The organism is Pseudomonas sp. UMAB-08 (assembly GCF_900095225.1).
GTDB lineage: Bacteria > Pseudomonadota > Gammaproteobacteria > Pseudomonadales > Pseudomonadaceae > Aquipseudomonas.
In genome coordinates this window covers 1-237 of record NZ_LT607473.1, presented here as the reverse complement: position 1 = coordinate 237, position 237 = coordinate 1, and the positions used below count along the sequence as shown (strand labels likewise).

Below are 237 nucleotides of genomic sequence, written 5' to 3'. Positions count from 1 at the left end.
CTTGTCGTCAAAATGGACTTCGTTGAAACCGGTGCTCGCACTGGAACTCCGGCTGCGAAAGACGCTTTTGGTCTTGTTTTCAGGCAGCCCATGCGCAACGGGATTCAGGTTATTGGCAAGGCAGCCCACGATAACCGGCCTGTCGGCGTCCCCTTCAAGGTATGAAACCAGCACCTCCATGCCCACCCGGGGAATGGTGACGGCGCCATACCCATCGCCCGCCCAACTAGAGGCGAC

At 58.6% G+C, this 237-nt stretch carries 1 protein-coding gene; it reads right to left on the bottom strand.

Translation table 11 applies throughout. The features are described 5' to 3' along the window. Nucleotides 1–237 (bottom strand): phage baseplate assembly protein V (locus K0F75_RS25475; protein WP_219064712.1); only part of this gene is annotated, 237 nt, incomplete at both ends.